Here is an 18,298-nt window from a genome sequence, read left to right as displayed (position 1 = left end):
AGCGCGGCAGACGGTCGTTAAAAACGACATCATCTCAGAACCGCTCTTCATCCATCCAGTCGATGTCGCCGCACAGCACGCAAGTCTGATCGCCGACCCGCGTCGCCACCGACAACGTCACACACGGCAACGCCTCGTTGATCGACAGATAAGGCCGCGTCACATGCACACGTTCCGGCGCATTGATCGCATCGCGGAAATACGGCCGACGCAGCCAGTTCGCGCCTTGTGCATCGGCGAGCGGCAAAAAGCGCGTTTCGTGCGCGGCCCGGTCGGCTCGCAACACGACGTTGCGGCCCGCCTGCTTGCCCTTCGCATCGAGCAGAAAACAGCGCGCCGCGTGATCGAGCGCGAGAAAATTCCAGCACACCTCTTCGAGCGGCTCACCTGCGGCAAGCCGCTCGGCCGCGCGCTCGAAGGCCCGCAAATACGGCGCCAGACGACTCGCGCTGCGGCGCTCGCGCGCTTCGGCCAGATCGCGATAACGCTCGGTGAGTTCGCTGATGCAGGCAGTCGCGTGCACGGCATCGGCGGCACCGGGGTTCGGTCTGCCGAAGAAAAAGCCCTGCACGAAGTCGGCGTTGCAGGCGAGCGCCATCTGCGCTTCGTGCTCCGTTTCCACGCCTTCGATCAACACCAGCTTGCCCGCCTCGTGCAGCAACGCAACGAGGCCCGGCAGGATCGTCGCCATATCCGCACGATGCGCGGCGTGCGACAGCATCACCCGGTCGAGTTTGACGATGTCGGGATTCAGTTGCCAGATCCGCTCGACGTTCGAATGCCCCGCGCCGAAATCGTCGAGCGCGATCAGGAAGCCGCGCTCGCGGAACTGACGCACCGCATCGGCGAGACGCTCCAGGTCTTCGGCACGTTGTTCCAGCACTTCGAGCACGATCCGGCGCGGCGGCAAATCGAGCCGCCGCAGCGTCGCCAGCAACGCGGCGGACAGATACGGATCGGTGAGCGCGCCCGGATGCACGTTCAGAAACAGCCACTCACGCTCGGCACCGAGCACCTTGAAGTTTTCCAGATGCAGTGTCTGCGCAAGCCGGTCCACCTGCAGCACGTCGCCGACACGCGCGGCCTCGCCGAACACGTCGAGCGGAGACACGGGGCGGTCGAGCGAGTCGTGCGCGCGCAGCAAACCTTCGTAGCCGACCGCCCGCATATGCGACAGGCTGAAAATCGGCTGAAACACGCTCGATAGCGTCAGCTCGCCATGCTGCGCTGAAAAACGTTGAAGCCCCGACGTCACTTCGACATCGAAACCATGCGGCACGCTGGCCGTTCTATCCTGTTGCGCAATCGTCATGCAGTCCTCTCACGCAAGAGCCGGCCCGGTCCGAACGCGGAGGCGAACAACCTCGGCACCGTTTCTCAAATGTGCGTCATCGTTACTGCTTAAGCAAGCTCCATGCGCACGCTGACGCACATTCCAAATCAGTTTCGACCGAAGATTGCACCGGCGGAAAGGTTCGTGCGCCGAGCGTGGGCGTAGCGCGCACCGTTGCGGTGCGCGGGCTTTCAGTTGCCCGATTTGACGCGTTCTGAAGCGCTTTGCTGCCGGCCTTCGCCGCCAACCTCGAGCGCGCAATGCGCGGCTGACAATAGCCTTTCTCGTGCTCGGGCTAAACTGCGGCCTTGCCCCTCGTGAACGCTACGCGGCGGCATCGTCGAAAATCTCCGAGGAAACATTCGTTATATCCGTAGAAATAGACCGATGGAAATAGTCTTCACCGTATTGATTCTTCTGCTCGCCGTCGCGGGCTCCGGCGTCCTGACGCGCTCGTTGCCGTTCAAGCTGCCGCTGCCTCTCGTGCAAATCGCCATCGGCGCATTGCTCGCGTGGCCGAGGCTCGACCTGCACGTCAGCTTCAATCCTGAAATCTTCATGTTGCTGTTCATTCCGCCATTGCTGTTCGCGGATGGCTGGCGCATTCCCAAGCGCGAATTCTTCATGGCCCGCCGCGCGATCCTGATGCTCGCGCTCGGCTTGGTGTTCATGACGGTGCTGGTGGTCGGCTACTTCGTGCATGCACTGGTGCCGGCCATTTCGCTGCCGGTCGCATTCGCGCTCGCGGCGGTGTTGTCGCCGACCGATGCCGTGGCGCTGTCGGGCATCGTCGGCAAGGACCGCATTCCTGGGCGGCTGATGCACATCCTCGAAGGCGAAGCGTTGATGAACGACGCGTCGGGTCTCGTCGCGCTGAAGTTCGCCATCGCCGCTGCGATGACCGGCGTGTTTTCGCTGCGCGACGCGTCGATCAGTTTCGTGGTCATCGCGGTGGGCGGGCTGGCCGTGGGCGCGGCGGTGAGCTGGCTGTTCAGCTTCGTGTCGGCGCATTTTTTCAGTCTCACCGAAGAGGGCGATCCCGCACCCGGCGTCGTAATGACGCTGCTGATTCCGTTCGCCGCGTATCTGATCGCGGAACGCCTCGGGCTGTCGGGCATTCTGTCCGCCGTGGCTGCGGGCATGACGATGAACTACACGAGCGTCGTGACCGAAGGCCCGGTGTCGTCGCGAGTTCGTGCAAGCAGCACGTGGACGATGATCGAGTTCGTCTTCAACGGGATGGTGTTCATTCTGCTGGGGCTGCAGTTTCCGCACATTCTGGGCCGCGCGCTGCTCGACGCGCACGAAACCAGTAACGCGCAAGTCGGTCTGCTGATCGGCTACATCGCGGCGGTGGCGCTCGCGCTCTACGCGATGCGCTTCGTGTGGGTCTGGCTGCTGCGCTATTTCGCGAGCCGTGGCGCGGCGAAACAAGGGGTGTCGAACGCGGTCCCCGGCTTGAGGATGGTGTCGGTCACGACGGTAGCCGGGGTGCGCGGCGCGGTGACGCTTGCGGGCGTGCTGTCGCTGCCGGAGCTGCTGCCGAACGGCACGCCGCTACCTGGTCGCGATCTGGCGATTTTCATCGCATCGGGCGTGATTCTGCTGTCGCTGCTGGTGGCGGTCGGCGCGTTGCCGGTGTTGTTGAACGGCTGGCGGCGGGGCAAGGATCCGCACGCCGCCGAGGAAGCGCTCGCGCGCACGGCCGCCGCGCAAGCCGCGATTCGCGCAGTCGACGAAGTGCACGATACCGAATGCGCGAATCTGGATGAATCGGAGTCGGCGTATGCGGCGGATGTCACCGCGCGCGTGATGGACCTCTACCGGCGGCGCCTCGCCACGCTCGACGAAGAAAAAGAGCCGAGGGAAATGGCACGCCGCGCCGACGCGCTCGAGTTCAGGATGAAGCTGGCGGCGATGCGTGCCGAGCGCAAGGCGTTGCTGGCGCTGCGCAATAGCCAGGACATCAACGATGAGACGTTGAACAAGCTGATGCGCGAAGTGGATTTGTCGGAGACGGCGCTGACGGCGCGGAGGAAGTAACGCTTTTTGCGGTACGGGTGGCGGCTTCCGTTTCCCTGGCCCCGGCAACGGGAAAGGAACCACTAGCCGCCACCCACTGCCCCCGCTTATTGCGAGGGCAAAAAATCAGGCCACCGGCCCTTGCGCCGAGCGTTTTCTCAACAGCGCGTAGAGGATGATCGCGCCAAACGTCGCGGTGCCGATCCCGCCCAGACCAAAGCCGCCGAGCTTCAGCGAAAAGTCCCCTGCGCCCAGCACCAGCGTCACGGCGGCGACGATCAGATTGCGGTTGTCCGAGAAGTCGACTTTGTTGACGACCCAGATACGCGCGCCCGTCACCGCGATCAGGCCGAACACCACAATCGACACACCGCCCAGCACCGGACCCGGAATCGTCTGGATCACCGCGCCGAATTTCGGCGAGAAGCCGAGCACCAGTGCGATCACGGCGGCAATCACGAACACCAGCGTCGAGTAGATCTTGGTCACGGCCATCACGCCGATATTTTCCGCGTACGTCGTCACGCCCGTGCCGCCCGCAAAGCCGGAAACGATGGTCGCGAGGCCGTCGCCGAGAAACGCGCGGCCGACGTAGCGGTCCAGGTTCTGGCCGGTCATCGCGCTGACCGCCTTGATGTGGCCGAGATTTTCCGCGACGAGGATGACCGCGATCGGCGCGAGCAACGCCATCGCCTTCGGGTCGAACACCGGTGACGTAAAGTGCGGCAAGCCGAACCACGCAGCGTTGGCGACGATCGCGAAATCGATCGGTTTGCCCATGCCAAGTCCGTTCGTGACGATCGCGTAAATCACATACGCCATCAGCAGGCCGATCAGGATGAGCAGACGCTGCATCATGCCGCGCGCGAACACCGCGACCGCGCTCACGCACAGCACGGTGACCAGCGCCATCCACGAATCGAAGTTGCTGCCGCTCACGCCATGCACCGCGATCGGCGCGAGATTCAGGCCGATCACGCAGACGATCGCGCCGGTGACGACCGGCGGCATCAGCGTTTCGATCCAGCGCGTACCGACCGCCGACACGATCAGCCCGATGATCGCGTACACGACGCCGCACGCGATGATCCCGCCCAGCGCCACCGGAATGTTCAGATTCGGACCGTGCCCGCCGTAGCCCGTCACCGCGATCACCAGACCGATGAACGCGAAGCTCGAACCGAGATAGCTCGGCACCCGTCCGCCGACCAGCACGAAGAACAGCAGCGTGCCGATACCGGACATGAAAATACACAGGTTCGGATCGAAGCCCATCAGCAACGGCGCGAGCACGGTCGAACCGAACATCGCGACGACGTGCTGGATGCCCATGGCGAACATTTGCGGCCAGGCAAGGCGTTCGTCGGTGCCGACGATACTGCCCTCGGCAGCGGCAGGCTGGCGGCGCCAGCGTGGGAAGTACGAATCGGCCATGGCGGGGGTTCTCCTCTATTCGGCGTGTTTTGTGCTGAACGGCGGCGAAAAAACCGCTGCTCAGGAATTAGGCGCGAGTGTACGGAGTGCCATGGGACGTGGCAAGCGCGGCAAAACGAGGGGGCGCCGCCCCCACGCACTGACGACTTTCACCCGCGCTTCGGCTCCAGCGAAAACACCGTCACCGCCGCCTGCAACTGTCTCGCCTGATCCGCCATCGACGCCGCCGCAGCCGCCGCCTGCTCGACCAGCGCCGCGTTCTGCTGGGTCACGTCGTCCATCTGCGCGACCGCGCGGTTCACCTCCTCGATGCCGGTGCTCTGTTCGTGCGACGCCGACGAAATCTCGCCCATGATGTCGGTCACGCGCTTCACTGCATGTGTGACTTCGGCCATTGTCTGACCGGCCCGCTCGGCGAGTTCGGCGCCGCTGCCCACGCGTGCAGTCGAACTTTCGATCAGTTCCTTGATTTCCTTCGCCGACACCGCGCTGCGCTGAGCGAGCGAACGCACTTCGCCCGCGACCACCGCAAAGCCGCGCCCCTGCTCGCCCGCGCGCGCCGCCTCGACCGCCGCGTTCAACGCGAGAATGTTGGTCTGAAACGCGATCCCTTCGATCACCGCGATGATGTCCGTCATCCGCTTCGAGCCCGCCGCCAGTTCGCGCATGGTGTCGACCACGTCGCCGACCAGGCCGCTGCCGCGCACCGCCACTTCCGACGCGCCGTGCGCAACGCCGCCCGCCTGCTGCGCGTTCTCGGCGTTCATCTTCACCGTCGACGTCAGTTCCTGCATGCTCGACGCGGTCTGCTGCAACGCGGCGGCCTGTTCCTCGGTGCGTTGCGACAGATCGGTGTTGCCCTGCGCGATCTCGCCCGACGCCAGCAGGATCGATTCGCTCGATTCGCTGATGCCCGACACGATCCCGGCCAGCCGCTCGCGCATGTTGGAGAGCGCGAACAGCATGCTGTCGGAGTCGCCCGCGCGAGTGTCGACGCGCACGCTCAGATCGCCGTCCGCGATACGGTTAGCGATGTGCATCGCGTAACCCGGCTCGCCGCCGAGTTGCCGCGCGAGACGCCGCGCGATCACCGCCGCGAGCAACGTGCCCGCGACAATTGCGGCGAGCACCAGCACGCTCATCACGATCACCATGTGCTGATAATCGGCGGTCGCTTCCTGCTGCGCGTCGTTGGCTTGCTGACGGCGATAGTCGATCAACGCGGTAATGCGGTCGCGCAATGCCTCGCTCGACGCAATCGCGCGGCGCACCAGTTCGGCGTTATCGACACCGGCGGGAATCGGCTCCAGCCCGATCTGCTGATGCACGATGCTCTCCCATACGGCCGATTTGCTCATCACGTCGTCGAACATCGCCCGGCCTTTGGCGGTCGCGATTGACGCGCGATACGAGTCGTAAGCGGCGTGCATGTCCTTCAACGATCCGACGATGCCGTCCTTCAACTTCTGACGACCGGCGTCATCGGTGGCATAGCCTAGATTCGCGGCGGCGAGATCCGAATCGATCTTGTGGCGGTTCGCCTCTTCCATCCAGTAGAGACCGTCCATGTGCTTGTCGCAGATGGCGTCGGTAATCGCGTGCATCGACGACAGCTTGCTCAGCGACATCCCGCCGATCACCACGCAAAAGCCGATCACCACGGCGAACGCCAGCAGCAGTTTCCTGAATACAGTCATGCGGTCGAACCACTTCATCTCGGCATCCTTCAAATCGCGACGGCGGGTCGCTCGGGCCGCCACGCAACCGCGAACATTTCGCGATTTATCGGATACGTGGCTACGCGCCCCACTCCTTTACGGCCGCGATCAGCGGACCTGAAGCGACCTATGGCGGGAATAACGAGGACAGGATGATGTAAGGCGTCGAGCGCGAATGCCGGGCATCGACGTGGATCGCGTGAGGTGCGCGTCGACTCGAATCTGTCTGATATTTACGGCGCCGGAAGGCACCTTAGACTCGCCGCTGCATCACGCGATAAAAAGCGTAGGCGACGTTGTTTGCAATCTTGTTGAACCTCTCCGACTTTCGCTCAGTTTCCCCAACGTGGACATTTTTTTGCCCTTTCGCTGGACGCTCCGCTCGCGCGCGCCGCGAACGGAATGGCGAAGTCAATCGATCGCTTCAGGTCGCTTCAGGTGTCGCTTCGCATTGCCGTTTCCGGCGCGGAATCAGGTTGCGTATCCGGCGAATGACCGGCATCCGCATTCGACGCATTTTCCGCCTGGCCATAACGCACCACGCGATTACGGCCCGCATCCTTGGCGTCGTACAGAGCGCGGTCAGCAGCATTGACCAGCTCACGGCTCGTCGCGATTACCTGACCCTGCGCGGTCGCCACGCCAATGCTCACCGTCAGCACGTGATGCGAACTCGCCACATGACGCAGCTCGCGCGCCTGCACGACAGCGCGAATCCGCTCGGCGATGCACGCCGCCCCGGCTTCGTCCGTATCCGGCAACAACACGGCGAACTCTTCGCCACCGTAGCGCGCCGCGGTATCGCCCGGACGCCGCACGCTCTGCGCAATGCTGCGCGCCACCGTGATCAACGCTTCGTCGCCTGCCGAGTGGCCGTACAGATCGTTGAAACCCTTGAAACTGTCGACGTCGATCAGCAGCATCGACAGCGGCCACCCGCTGCGCTGCGCGCGCCGCCATTCCGCGTCGAGATGCTCTTCGAACGTGCGGCGATTATTCAGGCCGGTCAGCCCGTCGGTGCGCGCCAGTTCGCGCAGTTCGTCTTCGGCTGCGCGGCGGCGGTGCAACTGCTGCGAAAACAGAAACGCGAGCGCGATGATCGTCGCGTCGAGCGCGGCGATCAGCGAGCCGATGATCCACGCGCGGTGCCTCCACTGGGCGTAGATATCGTGCGTGGATAACGCGACATCGAGAATCAGTGGATACATGTCGATATGGCGGAATGCGTACCAGCGCTCCACGCCGTCAATCGACGCCGTGCCGAAGAAGTCCCCGCTCGGCTGATTGACGAAGCGCGAATAGTTCGCGGTGCCGGCCAGACTGATGCCGACAACTTTCGGATCGTAAGGACGCCGCATCAGCATCGTGCCGTCGCGCAGCATCAACGCCATCGATCCGCCGGGACCGAGGTTCATGCCGTCGAACAGATGATGAAAATACGCCAGCCGTATCGTGCCGACCACCACGCCGCCAAAGCTGCCGTCCGGCCGCGAGATGCGCCGGCTCAACGCGATGCTGATTTCCCTGTTGCGCGCCTTCGGCATGAATGGATGGCTGATATACAGGCCCACGTTCGGTGAATCGCGCTGCACCTTGAAGTAATCGCGATCGGCGACATTGAATTTGCGCGGCGGCGAGGCTTGCGAGTCGAAGACAACGTTACCGTTCTCGTCGAACACGAAGAGCGACCCCAAGTCCCGCGCGCCGGCCGAGCCGTCGAACAGCACCATCTGACGGATTTCCGGCTTCAGTTCCATCAGGCCCGGCTGCTTCAGACCTTCCATGACCGCACGCAACGACAGATCGAAGATCTCGAGATTGCGCGAGACGTCCTTCTCGATCAGCAGCGACACATTGAAGACGGAGTCCTGAGCGCGGCGCAATGCGTCGTCGCGCATCTGCGCCAGCACCCACACGGCAATGGCGAGGATCGCGCCCGCTAGCACGATACTGATCGCAATCACGATGTTCGGTCGACGCGTCACCATGGACTATTCGATCTGGCATGCGCGGACTTTCGCGCGTGAAAAAGTGGGCCGCGCAGCGAAGGCACGGCAAGTGAAACGTTAGCGTAACAGACGCGCCCACGCGTCGATTGATCGAACAGACCCGGTTTTGCGGCCTTTGCCCGACGGTTGTGACGCTCGGTGCGCTCGGTGCGTCTGAGCCCTAACCCGCGTGCAGCCCCACAGGCGCAGAGGATGACTCACGACTCAGCGCGCGGATGTCGGCGGTTTCGAGCACCGCTTTGCTGGCGCCGTGACGCGCGACCGCCAGCATCGCCTGGCCGATGTCTTCCGTACTCAGAATGTGGTTGGGGAACATCGCGCGCAACGTCGACAGGAACGGTTTGGTCAGCGTGTAGAACAACCGGTACGAGCGGGTTTTCGACCGTGCGCCGTTCAACGGCTGGATCACGCCGGGACGGAACAGATACACGGCTTTGAACGGCAGCCGTTGCAGCGCGTTCTCCGTGCGGCCTTTCACTCGCGCCCACATGCTGCGGCCGTGCTCGGTGCTGTCGGTGCCCGCACCGGAGACATAGACGAAGGTCATCTGCGGGTTGAGGCGGGAGAGCGTTTGCGCGGCGGCCAGCGTGAGGTCATAAGTGAGGCGCGCGTAGTCCGCCTCGCTCATCCCCGCCGACGAAACGCCCAGGCAGAAGAAGCACGCATCAAACCCGGCGAGTTGCGCTTCCACATTCCGGTAGTCCATCAGGTCCGCGTGGACCATTTCGACGAGGCGCGGATCGAGCTGCCCACTGGCCGTGCGGCCGACCGTCTGCACCGCCTCGACATCGGGCGCCCGCAGACATTCGCGCAGCACACCCTGGCCGACCATCCCTGTCGCGCCGAATATCAGAACTTTCATTTTGTTGACTCCGTGATCGCGTCCGGCCGGCGGCGCTCAAATTCATGCGTCAAGCGTGAGATTGAGCCATTTCTCATGCAAACGCTGAATAAAGTGACAAACGCAAGTTTTCATCATGTGCCTAAAAACGTGCAAATTTCTACCAAAATCGTTTTTCTCCATTCATCTTGTGCAATGTCATAGAGATTTACCCGATCTGGCTTAAGTCCTGTCTCGAATAGTCCGATATCCGGTAGATGGGATACCCATTTGGCCGGCACAGGTGCGCATTGAATACGGCACCTTGCCGGACCGAGGGATAAACAGCGCAGGTTCGCCAATTCTTCGGCGTTCACATAGACGCTCCCTGCCCGGACCTGAGAGTCCATACGAACGCTTTTCACGTTTCGTTATTGGAGAAGAAAATCGTGACTTTTAAGCATCTCACAATCAAAAGCAAACTGATTGCCGGTTTCGGCATGCTGTCTGTCATCGTCGTCGCGGTTTCCGGCCTTTCATTGAAGGCGCTTAGCGATTCGACGGATGGGTTCACCAGTTTTGTCCACGGCATCAACGCGCGCGCGGAGGTTGCGGCGCAAATTCGGACCGCCGTCGACCGCCGCGCGATCGCCGCGCGCAATCTCGTGCTCGTGACGACACCGCAAGACGTCGCCCTCGAAAAGGCCGACGTGCTGCGCGCGCACGAAGACGTGCAAACCAATCTGAAAAAGCTCAACGACATGTTGACGGGCGCGACCGATACGTCCGAGAAGGCGCGCAGCCTTGCCGCCGAGATCAATCGCGTGGAGGCGTCTTACGGCCCCGTCGCGACAGACATCGTCAACCTCGCGCTGACCAACCGGCGCGACGAAGCGATCGTCAAGATGGACAACCAGTGCCGGCCGCTGCTCGCCGCACTGGTGCGCGCGACCGACGCGTATGCCGACTACACGCATAGCCGTCAGGAACAGTTGATCAACGAATACGCGATGCATTACGAGAACCAGCGCAATCTGCTGATCGCCTTCTGCGCGATCGCCGTCATGCTCGCGATTGGCGCGTGCGTGCTGATTACGCGCTCGGTGACGGGGCCGATGCGTCTCGCGATCGACGTCGCGCGGACCGTGTCGCAAGGCGATTTGCGCACGCGCATCGTCGTCGATAGCAATGACGAAACCGGCAAGCTGCTGGGTGCATTGCGTGAGATGAACGAGCGCCTGACCGCGATCGTCTCGCGGGTGCGCGACAGCAGCGCGAGTATTGCCGGTGCCGCACGCGAGATTGCCGCCGGCAATATGGATTTGAGCCAGCGCACCGAGCAGCAGGCGGCTTCGTTGCAGGAAACGGCGTCGAGCATGGAGGAACTGACGTCGACCGTGAAGCAGAACGCCGACAACGCGCAGCAAGGCAGCACGCTGGCCGCGAATGCTTCGTCGGTGGCGCAGAAAGGCAGTCTGGTCGTCGGTCAGGTGGTCGGCACGATGCAGGAGATCAGCGAGAGCTCGACCAAGATCGCGGATATCACGGGGATCATTGAAGGGATTGCTTTCCAGACGAATATTCTGGCGTTGAACGCGGCGGTTGAAGCGGCTCGGGCGGGCGAACAGGGTCGTGGTTTTGCGGTGGTCGCGAGCGAGGTGAGAAGTCTGGCTCAGCGATCGTCGAGTGCGGCGAAGGAGATCAAGGATCTGATCGCGAACTCGGTGGGCAAGATTCGCGATGGCTCGGCGCTCGCGAGTGAAGCTGGCAAGACGATGAGCGAAGTGACGCTGGCTGTGTCGCGAGTGACGGACATCATGGCGGAGATCGCGGCGGCTTCGAGCGAGCAGAGTCGCGGGATCGAACAGGTGAACATCGCGATCACGCAGATGGACAACGTGACGCAGCAGAATGCGGCGCTGGTCGAGGAGGCGGCAGCGGCTTCGCGGTCGATGGAGGATCAGGGGGTGCAGTTGAATGAGGTGGTGGGGTTTTTTCGGGTGGTTGAGGGGGGGGTGGGGGCTGCGGCTGCGGCTGCGGCTGGTGGTGGTTCGTATGATGCGGTGGGGCGTGGGGGGGTACCAGTAGCTGTGGCTACGCGTGCGCCGGTGCTCGCGCGGAAAGCTGTGCGGGTGAGTTCGGGGGCTGTGCCGGCGCTCGCGGGGGCAGCGACGACAGGCGCTAATGCGGATGACGGGTGGGATCGGTTTTGAGGTTGGTTTTTTATTGTTGTAGGGATGCGCCGTGCTTGTGTGGGCGGCGATTGTGGAGCGGTGCTTTTTTAGGCGTGATCGGTTTAAGCCCTCGACAGAAAGAATACGCTGGGCCGAAACGCTTGGTTCTAAAACACAAAAACCGGCTTTTAGCCGGTTTTTGTGTTTTGTGAGTTCCGTGGTGGGAGGAGGAGGATCGAACTCCCGACCTTCGCATTGCGAATGTAAAAGTCTCTTCAATAAAATCAATGCCTATATCCTCATTCTCGATTATTTGCCACAATATTGCCACACTCAGCTCAAGAATCGAGAAATGCCAACCATCCGCAAGCGTGGGCAGTACCAATGGGAAGCACAGGTCCGCCGACGCGGCTATCCAGCGCAAAGCCAAACGTTTACAACCAAGGCCGAGGCAGAAGCTTGGGCCAACATGATCGAATCGGAGATGTCGCGCGGCGTATGGGTCAGCCGCAGTGAGGCCGAAGCGACAACGCTCTATGAGGCGGTGAACCGCTATGAGGAAGAAGTATCGCTATCAAAAAGAGGAGCAGCGCAGGAAATTTCCGTCCTAAAGAGCTACAAGGCGGTTGACCTAGCGAGGCGACCGCTAGCCACGATCCGCAGCGCAGACGTAGCGAAGCTCCGGGACGAATGGCTGAAGGAGTACAAGCCTGCGACAGTGCTGCGACGCTTAGCGGTCCTGTCGCATGTGTTTAACATTGCTCGCAAAGAATGGGGCATGGAAAGCCTTTCAAATCCTGTCGAGCTAGTGCGAAAGCCGCAGCCCAACAACGCGCGCACACGGCGCATTGCTGTCAGCGACGCACCTATCGGTACGCTAAGCGGAGACGAACCCCAGTCCGAACGCTGCGCGCAAGACGGCGAGCTTGAACGCGTAGCAAGGGCTAGCAGCTCGGCGCTGCTACCGTCCATCATCTGGTTGGCCGTCGAAACAGCAATGCGTCGGGGCGAGATCGTCTCCCTGTTGTGGGCTAATGTGGACCTCGATCGCCGCGTCGCACACCTACCGTCGACGAAGAACGGAGACGCCCGTGACGTACCTTTGTCTTCGCGCGCTGTTTCCGTACTTCAGACGCTGCAAGATGCGCGGAATGACGTCAAGGATAATACGTCTGACGGCGGCGAAGAGAACACAGATCGCATATTCGAGATTCGCAGCGACGCAGTTACCAGAGCCTTCGAGCGCGCTGTGGCGCGCGCCCGCAAGATTTACGTCGATGAATGCAGGGCGGCCAAACTGAAGCCAGATGGTAAGTTCTTGACCAATCTTCGCTTTCACGACTTGCGACACGAGGCGACTTCCCGGTTAGCGTCGATCTTCCCCATGCACGAACTGACAAAGATAACGGGCCACAAAGATCCTCGCATGTTAATGCGTTACTACCACCCACGAGCCGAGGACCTAGCAAAGAAACTGTCGTAACTCCAATAGCAGCTTGCAGGCGTCATGCCCCCAGAAATGCCCCCCAGACGCCCTCTCCTTCGGGCGTCAAGATGGCTTAAGCGACCCCCTCAGAAGTCTGCCGATTCCCACTCGATTATCAATAAATCAGAAAATCCCAGCACGGGTACGGCATTTCGCCTGAAACAGTCCACCGCACGATGAAAATACCATTGACACTGATACCTGTACCGAAGCTGGGCTGATACGTGGAGAAAGAAGACGATGTCATTCCATCGTCTTAAGCACATCGCCAAACGACGTCGCCACGAGATAACGGGCAGGATTTTCGGTCCCTCCCAGCGCTGCAAAGTGCGCCTTGCCGCACTCCATTTTGGCGTCCTCCTTGCTGCGCATGTCATCGGTGAACAGACTGCTCTTGGTCTCCACGACGAAATACAAGCGCTGCGTGCCATCCTGGTCGAACAGGATGGCCCAATCCGGGTTGTATGGTCCCAGCGGGGTGGGCACCTTGAACCAGCTTGGCAGCTTGGCGTAAAGCACCACGCCATTGTTCGTTTCCAGTGCTTCGGCGAATTTACGTTCGGTATCCGAGTCGTAGATAACGTGCTCGTAGATGGATCGTCTCGTGTCCAACAGCATGTTGCGCAGGTAGCCCGTCAGCTCGTCCTTGGCGAACAGCTCCTGGGCGTAGAAATGGTCGTCGCCAATCTTCTGGTACTTGATGCCGTCCACCAGCGCCAGACGCTTGCAGCGGTTGATGATCTCCGCCGTCTGCTCGATAAACTGCTGCGGGTTGCGCTTGAAATCATCCATACGGCCGCTATCGGTCAGGATGGTGATGATGCTACGGCGCGTCAATTGAGTGCGGTCCTGCAAATCGGTCAGCAGGTCCGGCAACTCGATGTCTGTCTCGTCCAGGACAACGGTGGCTGCGCCTTCCTTCTCGGCAGCCTCCACACCGGCCTTGCCAATGGCAATGTCGGCCTTGCGCCATTGCAGTCTCGCCTTGGCAATGGCTGGGGCCTTCTTCAGACCAGCGATGCAATCATCCAACAACTTGGCGTTATCGAACTGCACGCGATAAGTGGTTTGATGCTTGATGCGATCCCACAGCGCCTTGAATTCGTCGGAAAGATAGACAGCTTTACCGTCCTTGCCTTTGCGTAGCGGCACATCCCTGCGCTCGTCGGCATTCTTCACTTCCAGCCGGCCGGATACCTTGCGCAGAACTTCAGCAATCTGGTCGTGCTGCGCCTCGAAGGCCTCCGGCAGCGCCAAGGTGCCGTTCTTCAGGGCCAACTTCAGCGAGTCCTGGACCTTACCCTTGCCATCAACGTGCCCAGCCGCTTTCAGGTGATCCCACAGCGCCTTGGACTGTTCCACGCCCAGCGGCGTCAGCGTACCATCGGCCGCCTTGACGGCGACGGCGGCAAACTGGTGCGGTTCCAGCACGCCGAAGCGGATACCAGTGTCGGCCTCAATTTCCTTTTGCAAGTTCTCGGCGAACTGCTCGTATGACTCGGTCGCGATTACCGTCAGGCGGTTCACCTCGAAGCCGCGCACACGTTCGCCCTTCTGATCCACGCACAATCGCAAGCCCCGGCCGATGGTTTGCCGACGCTCGCGCTCGGAGCCCATTTCCCGCAGGGTGCAAATCTGGAACACGTTCGGATTGTCCCAGCCCTCCTTCAGCGCCGAGTGCGAGAAGATGAATTTCAGCGACGTATCGAAGTCGAGTAGCTTTTCCTTGTCCCTCATGATCAGGTTGTAGGCCCGCTCGGCGTTCTCACGGTTTCCGGCGTTGTTCTCGGCTGTATCTGACCAGCCTCCCTTCTTGTCGATGGAGAAGTAGCCGTTATGCACCTCCTCTGCGGCATGAGCCAAATCCACTTCGGCAAACAGGCTCTGGTAGGCCGGCAGCTTGGCCGCGCGCCGGTACTCATCCTCAAAGACACGAGCGTAATCGCCCTTCGCTGCGTTCCCCTCTGCATCGTACCGACGGTAACGCTCCACGGCGTCAATGAAGAACAGCGACAACACCTTGATGCCCTTCGGGCGAAGCACCTTCTCCTTTTCCAAGTGTTCGCGGATGGTGCGGCGAATCATCTCACGCTGCACCGCCAGCGCATCGACATCGCCATAGGCCTGGCCAATGGCCAAAAAGATTTCGCCACCGGGGTAGCGCAGTTCCAGAAATTCTTCGCTCTTGGCCGTGTTGATTTCGCCGACGCGGAAGTCGCCATAGATGTCACGCTTGGTGGTCTGCTGCAGGTCGTCGCCGTCGGTCACCGCCACCTCCTGCCGCTTCACACCCGTGGCCGTTTTGACGTCCAGCTCTACCTTCGCGCTGATGGAGCCGCGCTTGTTGCTGACCGACACCAGCCGCACGAAGGCCTTGTTGTGCGCGTCCTCGATAGTGGCCGCCGCCACCTCGATCTGCTTGACCAGCTTGCGTTCGTAGGCGTCTAGCGCATCGAGCCGGAACACCATGTGGTACTTGTCGGCATGCGTAGCCGAATAGCGCAGCGTGCACAGCGGGTTCATCGCGTCCAGCGCGGTCTTGCCGGCACCGGTCAGGCCGCCGTCCACGCTCTGTGGCTCATCCACGATGACGATGGGGCGCGTGGCCTTGATAAGGTCGATGGGCTTCTCGCCGCCGGTCTTCTCGCTGTCCTTATAGAGGTTGTTGACATCCTTTTTGTTGATGGCGCCGACCGTTACTACCATCACCTGAATGTTCGAACTGGTGGCAAAGTTGCGCACCTGCCCCAGCTTGTTGGAATCGTACAGAAAGAAGTCCACCGGTACCCCGGCATATATGCCCTTGAAGTGGTCTTCGGTAATCTGCAGCGACTTGTAGACACCCTCCTTGATTGCAACCGAGGGTACGACGATGACAAACTTGGTGAAGCCGTAGCGCTTGTTCAGCTCGAAGATCGTGCGCAGGTAGACGTAGGTCTTGCCCGTACCTGTCTCCATTTCCACTGTGAAGTCGCCCGAGGCCAGCACACTGGACGGCGCCAGGCCACCGCGCAATTGCACGTCACGCAGGTTCTGCAAAAGCTGATCATCCAGCAGCGTCAGCCGGTTGCCAACGCCAAGGTCGGTCTCGGCCACGCCCAGCGTCAGTTGCTGGTCGGGCAGCTTCATCATCACCGTGAATTCGGTGCGGCATACCTCCTGTCCACGGAACAGGTCGCAGACGGCTTCAATCGCCTGGAGCTGGTAATCAAGGTTCGGTTCGAAGTGGAGTTTCATCGGCCGGCCCTCACAGACTACGCACGTTCTGGATGCCGTTCTGCTCCAGGATCGCCGCCATGTTGGTCTTGGCCACGTCGTCAGCAAATGCGCTGTCACGGAACACGCAAGTCGTTTCCCCGGCGGGTGCCAGTTCGCTGTGCCAGTCAATGATGCCCTTGGCCACGGTCTCTACTTCGGCGTCAACGATGGATACGGCTAGGCAGGCCATGAGGACACCGCCCCCGACCGAATGAACAACCTTGCCGCCGAGCTTCCGGGTAGCAATGGGCACGCACAGATCAAGGCCGAGCTTGATCAGCAGTTCATACAAGATATCTGATTCAGAGCGCCCCTCCAACAGGTGTTCTTGGTGGCTAAGAAGCGTTTCCCCAAGATCATCTGCGCTAGGGTTCCAGGGACGAATGTTTGATTGGTCGAGCTTGAAAACACGAAACCCTGTATCCCCCGAGAATTTGGGGTATTTCGATTTGAGCTGGTGCGCTGCGCGTCGCAAGCGCTCCTTGGTTATCTCGGCGATTGTCTTGGGGCGCCCGATTTGTTCACAAAATTTCTCCGCAAGCTTTTGATCTGCATTTTCCGCATCAAGGCGCTCAGGGAGTTGAATCAAACAAAATCTTCTACTTCCACCTTCGTGCGCGTTAAGCTCCCATACCCCGTGTCCGGTCGATCCCGATCCTGCAAAAAAGTCCAAAATCAAATCTTCTGGACCTGTGCAATAACGAATCAATCGCGCAAGTATCATATGATCTTTAGGGTTATCAAAAACCTTTTCGCCCAGAATTTCTTTCATCACATCAGTTGATGGCTGGGAATGTCTATAGAATACGCTCCCCATTACTTGGAGCTTTTCACCGGCGACATCCTCCTCTGACCCTCCTGAAGGATCATCAATATAGAGATATGATTTCAAGAAAGGCGACTTTGTATGATCCTCCCTGAATTGCACATAACCATCCTCAATTTTTCGCTTCATCGTTTCCTCAACGAAGCGCCAACCATCATCCGGTATTTTGCACGGTTGCTTTGTTACGGGATGTTCAAGTACATATTTTGGCCCACCGCCGCCAGGCCAAGAAATATTGTTGTCGCGCCAGATCCCCCGAGCATCAACGAACCTCGAACGTGAATATTTTTTTGATGGTTCATCGACCGATAGTTCGCGATAAAACGCCACCAACCCTTCCGAGATTCTTTCATATGAGGAGCCGTGAATACTTTTCAGTCGGAGATATTCGTCAATGATCTCTGCAACTCCCTCTTTAGGCTCACGCCAAGGAGGCAAAATCTCCTCTATATGACTTAGATCTCTGGCGTATCCAACGACATACTCATGCCCGACGGAAAAGCGTCGAGCGTCATTTTTTCTGCCCTTCTCCCAAACCAGGCTTGCGATAAAATTCTCTTCGCCGAATATTTCGTTGCCAAGGCATCTGAGGTTGGCAAGTTCCTTGTCGTTAATGCTGATGAAAATAACCCCATCTTTACGCAACAAATCGCGCGCCAGCTTTAGCCTCGGAAGAAACATATTCAACCACGCGGTGTGAAAACGGCCACTTGTTTCTGTATTGGAGCTGATTTTCTGATCACTCTCGATTTGCCCTGTTAATTCCAAGTAATTCTTTACGTTATCGTGGAAGTTATCCCGATACACGAAGTCCTTACCCGTGTTGTACGGCGGATCGATGTAAATCAGCTTGACCTTGCCCGCATAGCTCTTTTGCAGAAGCTTCAGCACTTCAAGATTATCGCCTTCGATGAACAGGTTCTGCGTGGTGTCCCACGAGACGCTTTCGCTTGGGAACGGACGCAGCGTGCCAGTGCTGGGCGTCAGCGCCACTTGGCGAGCCCGTCGCTTGCCGTGCCAATTCAGGCCGTACTTCTCTTCGGCATCGGCGGCGGTCTGGTCGCCCACCAGTGCCTTAAGCACGTCCAAGTTCACAGCCACCCCGTGGGTGCCTTCGGTGATCAGTTCCGGGAACAAGGCCTTGAGCTGCTCAATGTTGCCTGCCACCAAGTCCGAAGACTTAGCTTCCGGACTGCCTGCCTCTAGTTTTTGCATCTG

Annotated in this window: 10 protein-coding genes; 3 read left to right on the top strand and 7 right to left on the bottom strand. The window is 60.3% G+C overall.

Translation table 11 applies throughout. The annotated features are described in order from the left end of the window. Nucleotides 1-34 precede the first annotated feature (34 nt). Entirely contained in the window at nt 35-1,312 is a 1,278-nt protein-coding gene (locus BLS41_RS02475; protein ID WP_074762789.1) for an EAL domain-containing protein, read from the bottom strand. 408 nt (nt 1,313-1,720) lie between these two features. On the opposite strand from BLS41_RS02475, the gene BLS41_RS02470 reads away from it, so the two are divergent. Continuing rightward, entirely contained in the window at nt 1,721-3,376 is a 1,656-nt protein-coding gene (locus tag BLS41_RS02470; RefSeq protein ID WP_074762788.1) for a Na+/H+ antiporter, read from the top strand. Between the two features lie 105 nt (nt 3,377-3,481). On the opposite strand, the gene BLS41_RS02465 is transcribed toward BLS41_RS02470, so the two are convergent. The 4 genes from BLS41_RS02465 to BLS41_RS02450 all read right to left on the bottom strand — a co-directional run bounded on the left by BLS41_RS02465 (nt 3,482) and on the right by BLS41_RS02450 (nt 9,378). Beyond that, nucleotides 3,482-4,789 carry a solute carrier family 23 protein gene (locus tag BLS41_RS02465; RefSeq protein WP_074762787.1) on the bottom strand — a complete coding sequence of 436 codons (1,308 nt, stop codon included), beginning with the start codon at nt 4,787-4,789 and terminating at the stop codon, nt 3,482-3,484. Between the two features lie 149 nt (nt 4,790-4,938). Further along, nucleotides 4,939-6,504, bottom strand: coding sequence for a methyl-accepting chemotaxis protein (locus BLS41_RS02460; RefSeq protein WP_074762786.1), 1,566 nt, complete (start codon nt 6,502-6,504; stop codon nt 4,939-4,941). 437 nt (nt 6,505-6,941) lie between these two features. Beyond that, nucleotides 6,942-8,495 carry a sensor domain-containing diguanylate cyclase gene (locus BLS41_RS02455; RefSeq protein ID WP_074762785.1) on the bottom strand — a complete coding sequence of 518 codons (1,554 nt, stop codon included), beginning with the start codon at nt 8,493-8,495 and terminating at the stop codon, nt 6,942-6,944. Nucleotides 8,496-8,676: 181 nt separating this feature from the next. After that, nucleotides 8,677-9,378 (bottom strand): NAD(P)H-binding protein, encoded by a 702-nt coding sequence (locus BLS41_RS02450; protein ID WP_074762784.1) that lies wholly within the window; start codon nt 9,376-9,378, stop codon nt 8,677-8,679. A gap of 458 nt (nt 9,379-9,836) precedes the next feature. Between BLS41_RS02450 and BLS41_RS02445 the strand changes: the two genes are divergently transcribed. Together BLS41_RS02445 and BLS41_RS02440 are read left to right on the top strand one after the other, a co-directional pair. Further along, nucleotides 9,837-11,549 (top strand): methyl-accepting chemotaxis protein, encoded by a 1,713-nt coding sequence (locus tag BLS41_RS02445; RefSeq protein ID WP_436971992.1) that lies wholly within the window; start codon nt 9,837-9,839, stop codon nt 11,547-11,549. Between the two features lie 313 nt (nt 11,550-11,862). Then, nucleotides 11,863-12,993: a site-specific integrase gene (locus tag BLS41_RS02440; RefSeq protein WP_074762782.1), complete on the top strand. Its 1,131-nt coding sequence runs from the start codon at nt 11,863-11,865 to the stop codon at nt 12,991-12,993. A 246-nt stretch (nt 12,994-13,239) separates the two neighbouring features. On the opposite strand, the gene BLS41_RS02435 is transcribed toward BLS41_RS02440, so the two are convergent. Next, a complete protein-coding gene (locus BLS41_RS02435) occupies nt 13,240-16,233 on the bottom strand; it encodes a type III restriction-modification system endonuclease (protein ID WP_074762781.1) in 2,994 nt (997 codons plus the stop codon). A gap of 10 nt (nt 16,234-16,243) precedes the next feature. Further along, nucleotides 16,244-18,295, bottom strand: coding sequence for a site-specific DNA-methyltransferase (locus BLS41_RS02430; protein WP_074766233.1), 2,052 nt, complete (start codon nt 18,293-18,295; stop codon nt 16,244-16,246). Nucleotides 18,296-18,298 lie beyond the last annotated feature (3 nt).

Origin of the sequence: Paraburkholderia fungorum (assembly GCF_900099835.1) — a bacterium.
In the GTDB taxonomy this organism is placed as follows: domain Bacteria; phylum Pseudomonadota; class Gammaproteobacteria; order Burkholderiales; family Burkholderiaceae; genus Paraburkholderia; species Paraburkholderia fungorum_A.
The sequence above is the reverse complement of the archived record's forward strand: the minus strand, read 5'-3'. Positions and strand labels throughout refer to the sequence as shown.

Bases quoted from the DNA above. Each gene is read 5' to 3' on its own strand.
- BLS41_RS02475 (WP_074762789.1), bottom strand. From the start codon at position 1,312: ATGACGATTGCGCAACAGGATAGAACGGCCAGCGTGCCGCATGGTTTC.
- BLS41_RS02470 (WP_074762788.1), top strand. From the start codon at position 1,721: ATGGAAATAGTCTTCACCGTATTGATTCTTCTGCTCGCCGTCGCGGGC.
- BLS41_RS02465 (WP_074762787.1), bottom strand. From the start codon at position 4,789: ATGGCCGATTCGTACTTCCCACGCTGGCGCCGCCAGCCTGCCGCTGCC.
- BLS41_RS02460 (WP_074762786.1), bottom strand. From the start codon at position 6,504: ATGAAGTGGTTCGACCGCATGACTGTATTCAGGAAACTGCTGCTGGCG.
- BLS41_RS02455 (WP_074762785.1), bottom strand. From the start codon at position 8,495: ATGGTGACGCGTCGACCGAACATCGTGATTGCGATCAGTATCGTGCTA.
- BLS41_RS02450 (WP_074762784.1), bottom strand. From the start codon at position 9,378: ATGAAAGTTCTGATATTCGGCGCGACAGGGATGGTCGGCCAGGGTGTG.
- BLS41_RS02445 (WP_436971992.1), top strand. From the start codon at position 9,837: ATGCTGTCTGTCATCGTCGTCGCGGTTTCCGGCCTTTCATTGAAGGCG.
- BLS41_RS02440 (WP_074762782.1), top strand. From the start codon at position 11,863: ATGCCAACCATCCGCAAGCGTGGGCAGTACCAATGGGAAGCACAGGTC.
- BLS41_RS02435 (WP_074762781.1), bottom strand. From the start codon at position 16,233: ATGAAACTCCACTTCGAACCGAACCTTGATTACCAGCTCCAGGCGATT.
- BLS41_RS02430 (WP_074766233.1), bottom strand. From the start codon at position 18,295: ATGCAAAAACTAGAGGCAGGCAGTCCGGAAGCTAAGTCTTCGGACTTG.